At 39.0% G+C, this 8345-nt stretch carries 14 protein-coding genes and 1 pseudogene; 14 read left to right on the forward strand and 1 reads right to left on the reverse strand.

The genetic code is table 11. The features are described 5' to 3' along the window. The 10 genes and pseudogenes from ACPC57_RS10860 to ACPC57_RS10905 all read left to right on the forward strand — a co-directional run. On the forward strand, nucleotides 1–132 hold a 132-nt coding region (locus ACPC57_RS10860; protein WP_277837789.1), incomplete at its 5' end, for a GlsB/YeaQ/YmgE family stress response membrane protein. 54 nt (nucleotides 133–186) lie between these two features. Further along, entirely contained in the window at nucleotides 187–432 is a 246-nt protein-coding gene (locus ACPC57_RS10865; protein ID WP_130554821.1) for a GlsB/YeaQ/YmgE family stress response membrane protein, read from the forward strand. A 54-nt stretch (nucleotides 433–486) separates the two neighbouring features. Further along, nucleotides 487–732, forward strand: a complete 246-nt coding sequence (locus ACPC57_RS10870) for a GlsB/YeaQ/YmgE family stress response membrane protein (protein ID WP_217374072.1) — start codon at nucleotides 487–489, stop codon at nucleotides 730–732. Nucleotides 733–753: 21 nt separating this feature from the next. Next, nucleotides 754–1329 carry an alkaline shock response membrane anchor protein AmaP gene (gene amaP, locus ACPC57_RS10875; protein ID WP_277844061.1) on the forward strand — a complete coding sequence of 192 codons (576 nt, stop codon included), beginning with the start codon at nucleotides 754–756 and terminating at the stop codon, nucleotides 1327–1329. 10 nt (nucleotides 1330–1339) lie between these two features. Beyond that, entirely contained in the window at nucleotides 1340–1525 is a 186-nt protein-coding gene (locus tag ACPC57_RS10880; RefSeq protein ID WP_130554825.1) for a DUF2273 domain-containing protein, read from the forward strand. A gap of 23 nt (nucleotides 1526–1548) precedes the next feature. Then, a complete protein-coding gene (locus tag ACPC57_RS10885; RefSeq protein ID WP_277844057.1) occupies nucleotides 1549–2052 on the forward strand; it encodes an Asp23/Gls24 family envelope stress response protein in 504 nt (167 codons plus the stop codon). 22 nt (nucleotides 2053–2074) lie between these two features. Next, nucleotides 2075–2275, forward strand: coding sequence for a CsbD family protein (locus ACPC57_RS10890; protein WP_130554827.1), 201 nt, complete (start codon nucleotides 2075–2077; stop codon nucleotides 2273–2275). 32 nt (nucleotides 2276–2307) lie between these two features. After that, the gene (locus ACPC57_RS10895; RefSeq protein WP_434066949.1) at nucleotides 2308–2832 is read left to right on the forward strand and encodes an Asp23/Gls24 family envelope stress response protein; all 525 of its coding nucleotides are present in this window, start codon (nucleotides 2308–2310) and stop codon (nucleotides 2830–2832) included. A gap of 126 nt (nucleotides 2833–2958) precedes the next feature. Then, entirely contained in the window at nucleotides 2959–3609 is a 651-nt protein-coding gene (locus tag ACPC57_RS10900) for a TrkA C-terminal domain-containing protein (protein ID WP_434066950.1), read from the forward strand. A 130-nt stretch (nucleotides 3610–3739) separates the two neighbouring features. Beyond that, a pseudogene (locus tag ACPC57_RS10905) lies at nucleotides 3740–4538 on the forward strand (acetylxylan esterase); the annotation flags it as partial. A 29-nt stretch (nucleotides 4539–4567) separates the two neighbouring features. On the opposite strand, the gene ACPC57_RS10910 reads toward ACPC57_RS10905, so the two are convergent. Continuing rightward, nucleotides 4568–5149, reverse strand: a complete 582-nt coding sequence (locus ACPC57_RS10910) for a MurR/RpiR family transcriptional regulator (protein WP_434066951.1) — start codon at nucleotides 5147–5149, stop codon at nucleotides 4568–4570. Between the two features lie 348 nt (nucleotides 5150–5497). Between ACPC57_RS10910 and ybeY the strand changes: the two genes are divergently transcribed. From ybeY to ACPC57_RS10930, 4 genes are all read left to right on the forward strand, one after another. Beyond that, nucleotides 5498–5995 carry an rRNA maturation RNase YbeY gene (gene ybeY / locus ACPC57_RS10915; RefSeq protein ID WP_172035867.1) on the forward strand — a complete coding sequence of 166 codons (498 nt, stop codon included), beginning with the start codon at nucleotides 5498–5500 and terminating at the stop codon, nucleotides 5993–5995. Beyond that, on the forward strand, nucleotides 5976–6377 hold the full coding sequence (locus tag ACPC57_RS10920; protein ID WP_336381359.1) for a diacylglycerol kinase family protein: 402 nt from the start codon (nucleotides 5976–5978) through the stop codon (nucleotides 6375–6377). The genes ybeY and ACPC57_RS10920 overlap by 20 nt, the downstream gene beginning before the upstream one ends. A 16-nt stretch (nucleotides 6378–6393) precedes the next feature. Continuing rightward, nucleotides 6394–7293, forward strand: coding sequence for a GTPase Era (era, locus tag ACPC57_RS10925; protein WP_434066952.1), 900 nt, complete (start codon nucleotides 6394–6396; stop codon nucleotides 7291–7293). Nucleotides 7294–7734: 441 nt separating this feature from the next. Then, nucleotides 7735–7848, forward strand: a complete 114-nt coding sequence (locus ACPC57_RS10930) for a GNAT family N-acetyltransferase (protein ID WP_254451662.1) — start codon at nucleotides 7735–7737, stop codon at nucleotides 7846–7848. The last annotated feature ends 497 nt before the right edge of the window (nucleotides 7849–8345 follow it).

Below are 8345 nucleotides of genomic sequence, written 5' to 3' on the forward strand. Positions count from 1 at the left end.
GGTTCATCCATTGGTCAAGCTCTTTTAGGTCATTGGGGACCATCGCTTGCAGGAATGGCACTCTTCCCATCGATTCTAGGTGCGGTTATCGTAGTAGCAGTTGTATCTTTCTTCGTGGGTCGTAAGGCGTAGACGAAGTAAGCACACAGTTTTAAAAGATATTAGATGTATTGAAAGAGGTTTATTATGGGATTCATTTGGACATTAATCGTAGGTGGAGTAATTGGCGCAATTGCAGGAGCGATTACAAATAAAGGTGGCTCAATGGGCTGGATTGCAAATATTGTAGCCGGTCTCGTCGGTTCATCCATTGGTCAAGCTCTTTTAGGTCATTGGGGACCATCGCTTGCAGGAATGGCACTCTTCCCATCGATTCTGGGTGCGGTTATCGTAGTAGCAGTTGTATCTTTCTTCGTGGGTCGTAAGGCATAGACGAAGCAAGCACATAGCTTTAAAAGATATTAGATGTATTGAAAGAGGTTTATTATGGGATTCATTTGGACATTAATCGTAGGTGGAGTAATTGGCGCAATCGCAGGAGCGATCACAAATAAAGGTGGCTCAATGGGCTGGATTGCAAATATTGTAGCTGGTCTCGTCGGTTCATCCATTGGTCAAGCTCTTTTAGGTCATTGGGGACCATCATTTGCAGGAATGGCGCTTGTTCCATCCATCGTTGGAGCGGTAATCGTTGTAGCAGTTGTTTCCTTCTTCGTGGGTCGTAAGGCGTAAGCCTTCTAGAAAGAGTTGCCTATGACAAAGTTAGTTAAGTGGGGATATGTATTAGTGGCATTACCTCTGTTTATTTTACTTGGCTTAGTTGCCATCCGGTATTCGGAGGCTGTCACTTTGCCAAGTGAGGTAGCAGGATTGATACCGCAATGGTATCTTCATGACCAATCTAATCAAGTAATTTCACTATTCCTTTTCTGGGGATCACTTACTTTTATGCTTGCATTATTAATTGTCAGTCTAATATTCTTCTTGTGGCCAAAGCGTTATACAGAAATTGATTTGTCAGTTGAAAAGAATGGTAAGCTTTTATTGAAAAAATCTGCCATAGAAGGTTTTGTAAAATCCATCGTTTCAGAAAATGGAGTAATGGCTGATCCTTCAGTACATGTTTCTCTATATAAGAAACGCTTTAAGGTGAAAGTGGTAGGACAAATGCGTTCGAGGACTGCAGCTGTTCAACAAATGTCTAACTTGGAAAAGGAAATTCGAGAAGGTTTAGAGAACTTTTTCGGCTTGACTCGTCCAGTACAATTCTCGGTTGCTGTTAACGAAATTCAAGATTCTAAGAGTAGACTGGTTTCTCGGGTAGAATAGTGGGGTGTGTATGAAAGAGATAAATCATTGGAAATATCCTATTTTGGGAGCTGGAATTGGTCTTTTATTGGCGGTACTTCTCCTTACCCTTGGGTTCCTTAAAACATTGCTTGTATTATTTTTAATGATACTTGGGGCAGTGGTGGGCTCTCTCGTTCAACGATCAGGTATTTTAGAATATATTTTAAGAAAGTAATACAAAATTTTGGAGGATGAAATATGACTGAACAAAAGAAAGTTTCTGTAATTCGTGGAGAATTAACATATGCTGATAAAGTCATTGAGAAAATGATTGGAATTGCCTTAGAGTCAGTAGACGGCTTGTTGGAGGTCAGTGGTGGATTTTTCGCAAACCTGAAAGATAAATTAGTCAATAGCGACAAGCCGACAACAGGTGTAAACGTTGAAGTTGGTAAAAAACAAGTTGCTGTAGACCTTTCTATTATTGCAGAGTATAAAAAACACTTACCAACTATCTATAAAGATATGAAAGCTATTATTGAGTCAGAAGTGAAAGCCATGACAGATTTGGATGTGGTTGAAGTGAACGTTGAAGTGGTTGATATCAAAACTCGTGAACAATATGAAGCCGATTCAGTAAGTTTACAAGATAAAGTTACAGATGCTGCTAGTTCCGCAGTTGGATTTACGACAGCTCAAGTAGATAAAGCTTCAAAGGGTGTTGAAGACATTACAAGTGGCAAGGAACCACGTGTCATTTAAGTGAATAGAGGAGGAAAAAATTATGTCAGTAGATAAATTGAATGCAAAAAAAGATGAATTTGTTGGAACAGCAAAGAAAGTTGCTGGTAAAGTGACTGGAGATAAACACTTGGAAAGTGAAGGTAAGGTTGAAGAACTAGCAGGAAAAGCTGGTTCCATCTTAGCTGATGCAAAGGATACTGTAGAAGGCGCTCTTGATGGATTGAAGAATTCCAATAAGTAAGGATTACGAAAAAAGAAAGCAAGGTATTACTCATGGAGAAAATTACAGAAGTAGAACAAACATTGATAAAGGGAACAGTGACATACGCAGATCAGGTCATTGAAAAAATGATTGGTCACGCTTTACAACAAGTTTCAGGTTTATTGTCAGTTAGTGGTGGATTTTTCACAAATATCAAAAATAAATTGATCAATAGCTCAGATGTCCGAGAAGGTATTAATGTAGAAGTCGGTAGCAAACAAGTTGCAACGGATTTGAAAATTGTGGTGGAATATGGAAAAGATATTCCTGAAATCGTCGAAACAATGAAGTCTATTATCGCGGCAGAAGTGAAGAAAATGACCCACTTGGAAGTGGTTGAAGTCAATGTTGAAGTCGTAGATATAAAGACACGTGAAGAGTTTGAGGCAGAATCTGTGACCTTACAAGATCGTGTAGCTAGTGCTACTCAAGCTACAGGTGAGGTGATAGGCAATCAAGCTAGTAAAGCTGGCGATTTCGTCACGACTCAAACAGAAGTGGTAAAAGATAAACTTGAATCATCACGTGTTCAATAATCACGTACGCATTTTGGTGCGATAAGAGACAACTAGCTGGGTAAAAGATGTGTTATCTAGCTAGACGATGGGAGTGAGATGATAGCATCTCGCTCTTTTTCATTTTGTGAAAGGAGAACAAAAAAAATGCCAAATGGCAAGATGGTAAAAACATCAAAATATCAGCAAATTGCAGTTGGAGTTGCTCAAAGAATCGTGAGCGGGGAGTATAAAGTGGGTGAACGAATCAAATCTCGTTCTACATTAGCCAGTATGTTTGGTGTTTCCCCTGAAACAACTCGGAAAGCTTTAAATATCTTGGCTGATTTGAATATTGTTTCCGTCAAACACGGTAGTGGAGCCATTGTCTTGTCCAAAGAAAAGGCTCAAGATTTTTTGGATAATTTTGAAATGACCAATTCATTGGTTACGCAGAAAGATCGAATCCTTGAGAAAATGGATCAACAGGAGCTCATGCTGAAAGAATTACGTGGTATGGTTTCTATTTACCTAGATCAGACCAAGCGTGTGCAAAAAAAGTACCCCCTTGAACCATATGGATTAAAGTTGACCTCGGATTCTGACTTGTTGGGGAAACAATTAACAGAAATCCGAGTTTGGCATCATACAGGAGCTGTGATAGTAGGAATAGAAAGAAATGAAGACTTGCTAATTGCTCCCAGTCCGTATCAAACATTGGAAAAGGATGATTTGATTTATTTTGTTGGTGAGGAAGAAAGCTACACAAGGATGAAGAATTTATTCAATTTGCATGAAAAACAAAAATCGGCGAAATAAGTTGATAGACCAGAAAGAAATTGTACATGAAAGCTTTAATTTTTGATGTAGATGATACCTTATATGATCAAATTCAACCGTATTATCAATTGATTAAAAACCAGTAGGTCTAGCGGGTATGAATTGTTCGGAATTATGGTTTACAGGAACTAGCGGATCAACAATCTTTGCAAAATGTCTGTTTCCGAAAGAGCCTAGACCTCTCCCTATTTTGTTTTATTTCCATGGCTACCAGGGTCAAGGTCCAGACTGGACAGAATTATTGAAATTTACTGCTGGAGGTTCTCGGAGTAGTGGCGATGGATGTCCGAGGGCAAGCGGGTCGTTCTCAGGACTTGGGGCAATTTGAAGGGCTAACAGTCAAAGGACAAGTAATTCGTGGGATGTTGCAGGGACCAACACATCTTTTCCACAAGGATGTGTACCTAGATGTGTACCAAATGATTCAACTTGTGGCTCGCTTTGATTTTGTGGATGAAACACGGCTAATGAGTTATGGTACTTCTCAAGGTGGAGCACTGGCTTTGGTGGCAGCGGCTTTATATCCAACCTTATCTAAAACAGTAGCAGTCTATCCATTTTTATCAGATTTTAAGCGTGTTTTAGAATTGGGCAACAATAGTGAGACCCATGATGAACTCTTTCGTTATTTTAAATATTCCGACCCATTTCATCGAACCGAGGCTAAGATCTTATCTGTCTTAGATTATATAGATGTCAAAAACCTAGCCCACCGGATTCAGTGTCCAGTTGCTATGGTCACTGGTTTAGAAGATGCAGTCTGTCCTCTATCTACTCAATTTGCTATATTTAATCGTATTGAGACGACAAAGGAAATGAGAATTTTAACGGATTATGGTCATGATGCCCTAAATGTTCAAGTGAATGACTATGTATTTGACTATTTGCTTGGGACCAACTTCTCGTAAGTAAAAATGAACAGCTCTTGTTGAACTGTTCATTTTATATATGATTGTTTGTTTAAAAATCGTTTCTTTTCTCGGTCAATGGCTTGGAAGTAGGCGTAGATAATATCCAGCATGATGAGTAGTGGTATTGAGGTGAAATCCGATTGCCATAATATAAATTCCGTACATAAATTCCGTACGGAAGCGATCGGGAAAATTTTATGGGTCTGAGTGGTTGAAAATGTTTTAGTTGTGAGAAGAGCGGTAGCGGCTCCTTTTTGAGCTGCCAAATCCAAATATTCCATAACCTCCTCTGTTTGGCCAGATAATGATAAACCAATGACCAAACAAGAAGAATCAAGAATAGTGGTTGTCCAGATTAAATTATTTTTATCCGTAATCGCATCACATACCACTCCAAGTCTCATAAAGCGAGATTTGATTTCCATTACAACCAAACCTGAACTACCGATCCCATAGAAGTAGACTCGTTTACTGCTATCAATCAAAGTGGCGATTTCTTCTAGCTTTTCTTCGTTTATCAGGTTATTTATGTCTGTTAAGATTTGGTCATAGTCAATCAACACTTTTTTAGTTAGGCTGCGCTGAATATGGTCGAAATGTTTTAACAAATGCTGGTGATCTTTTTGATAGGTGAAAACATTTCTCTATAACCTGAGAAACCGCATTTTTTAGCGAATTGTGTGAGTGCAGATGGTGAAAACGTGAAGAGTGGCTGTAGTGAACTCCAATGTTAAATCTGCATCAACAGGATCCAATTGCATGAAATAGCGGGCAAATTTCTTGTTCCAACTCAGTCATTTCGTCCATATTGGATTCAATAATGGCAATGATATTGTTTCCTGTTGCTATCATAGTGACTTACCCTTTAGTACGATGGTTTGTAATCATTATACTATAAAAATCCGCTTTCTTCCCTTTTGTGGTATAATGGACTTGTATAGAAGGAATGTAATAAGATGTATATTGAAATGGTAGACGAAACAGGAAAAGTTCCTGTGAAAATGCAAGAACAAATCATAGAATTGCTCCAATTTGCAGCTAAAAAAATCGGTAAACAAAATAAAGAAATGGCTGTGACATTTGTAGATAATGCCCGTGTGCATGAAGTAAATTTGGAATATCGAGGCATTGATCGCCCCACAGATGTGGTTAGTTTAGAGTACAAACCCGAATCAGAAATTGTCTTTGATGAAGAAGATTTGGTGGACAATCCTGAATTGGCTGAAATGATGGAAGATTTTGATGCCTATATTGGTGAATTGTATATTTCAATTGATAAGGCGCGTGAACAGGCTGAGGATTATGGACATAGCTTTGAGCGTGAAATGGGATTTTTAGCCGTACATGGCTTCTTACACATCAATGGTTACGATCATTATACGCCAGAAGAAGAAGCTGCGATGTTTGGTTTACAAGAAGAAATTTTAACTGCTTATGGACTTACGCGAGAATAATTCAAAAAATCGGTGGAAAAACCGAGAATTGATGTCGAGTCTGGATTTTGCTGTATCAGGACTCATAACCGCCTTTAAAGAAGAGCGCAATATGCGTAAGCATGCTGTATCGGCTATATTAGTAATTTTGGCAGGCTTGGTTTTCCAAGTATCGGTGACAGAGTGGCTATTTCTTTTGTTGAGTATCAGCTTAGTTGTCGCATTTGAGATTGTCAATTCTGCCATTGAAAATGTGGTGGACTTGGCATCTGATTATCATTTTTCCATGCTGGCCAAAAATGCAAAAGATATGGCAGCAGGGGCAGTCTTATTTGTATCAGGATTTGCATTACTAACAGGGCTCATCATTTTTGTGCCTAAAATTTGGAATATTATATTTTAAGAATAAAGGAGAATTTATGACATTTAAGTCAGGATTTGTGGCGATTTTAGGTCGTCCAAATGTAGGAAAATCCACTTTCCTCAACTATGTAATGGGGCAAAAAATTGCCATCATGAGCGACAAGGCTCAAACCACCCGTAATAAGATTATGGGGATTTATACCACGGATGAAGAGCAAATTGTTTTTATTGACACGCCAGGAATTCACAAGCCCAAGACAGCCCTAGGTGATTTTATGGTGGAATCAGCCTATAGCACTCTTCGAGAGGTAGATACAGTTCTGTTTATGGTGCCAGCGGATGAAAAACGTGGTAAGGGCGATGATATGATAATGGAACGGCTAAAACAGGCAAATGTTCCAGTTATCTTAGTGGTTAATAAGATTGACAAAGTTCATCCAGACCAAGTATTAGAGCAGATTGATGATTTTCGCCATCAAATGGATTTCAAAGAAATTGTACCAATTTCGGCAACTCAGGGTAATAATGTCAATCGACTTATGGAAATTCTGAAGGAAAACCTGGACGAAGGATTCCAATATTTCCCTGCGGACCAAATCACTGACCATCCCGAACGTTTTTTGGTGTCTGAGATGATTCGTGAGAAAGTCTTGCTTCTGACTCGTGAGGAAATTCCGCACTCAGTTGCCGTTGTCATTGAGTCCATGAAACGTGATGAATTTACCGATAAAGTCCACATTCGCGCGACGATTATGGTAGAGCGTGATAGCCAAAAAGGCATCATCATTGGTAAGCAAGGAGCTATGCTCAAGAAAATTGGCTCCATGGCACGTCGTGACATTGAATTAATGCTTGGTGATAAAGTCTTCCTCGAAATCTGGGTTAAAGTCAAGAAAAACTGGCGAGACAAAAAACTCGACCTCGCTGACTTTGGGTATAACAAAAAGGAATATTAAGAAGGTTCGGAGGTTTGAAACCGTCTGGGAATAGACTGTTTCAGCTGGTCACCTAGAAATGTGCAAGTGACCATGTGAAAACTCGAACCTAGAGAAATTTGATAACTTGTCCATTCTCGCTTATACTCTGCTTTCAAATCTATTAATGAAAAGTTAAAAACACCACTTTAGTGGTGTTTTCCGTCGTAATGGTATGGTAAATGAAGATTAAAACAGTTAATGAACAGACTCTTTCTATCTGGGCTTCTTTTGCTAGTCAGGTTTGGCGAACAAATGAGCAAGAATTGATAGAAAAATTTAGGAATAATAAGTTTCCGTATGAATTTCTTTATTTCTCTTCTGGCGAAGAGCCCGTAGCTTGGATTAGTTTATCTCTCCGGTCACTACTATGTTGAAGGATGTCAGAATGGTCCAACTGCTTACTTAGAAGGAATTTTTATCATTCCAGACTATCGTAGCCAAGGGATTGCGGATAAGCTATTGTCTTTTGCAATTAGTTGGGCTGAAAATCGTGGAATATCTCAACTTGCATCTGACGCGGAATTCGATAATTAACTTAGTCAGAGTTTTCATGTCAAATATGGTTTCCGGGAAGTTGGTAGAACAGTTCACTATGTTTTGGAATTGAAGTGAGATAAAAAAACTTTATGAGAAAGGTAAGCCAACTAGGTGTTGGAATTGAACCCGCCTACGACTCTTTGAAAAAAGACAACCGTGACCTAGGTGCCGAAGAACCGTCGGTCAGGTTTCTATTTTTGTTTTATTTTGTAATTTTGTTAGAAAGGACGAGTGTTGCGTACTTGAACCCGAGCTAAAAGCTCGGAAAATAGATAGAGCTCCTTGTGTGCAAGTCACACAGCGTCGCTCTCCTTTTATCTTGTTATCTTAATTTAGAAAGGAAAGCCGACTAGGTGTTGGAATTGAACCCGCCTACGACTCTTTGAAAAAAGACAACCGTGACCTAGATGCCGAAGCACTGTCGGTCAGGTTTCTATTTTTGTTTTATTTTGTAATTTTGTTAGAAAGGACGAGTGTTGCGTACTTGAACCCGA

The sequence above is a fragment of the Streptococcus sp. VTCC 12886 genome, assembly GCF_049893425.1.
In the GTDB taxonomy this organism is placed as follows: domain Bacteria; phylum Bacillota; class Bacilli; order Lactobacillales; family Streptococcaceae; genus Streptococcus; species Streptococcus suis_AA.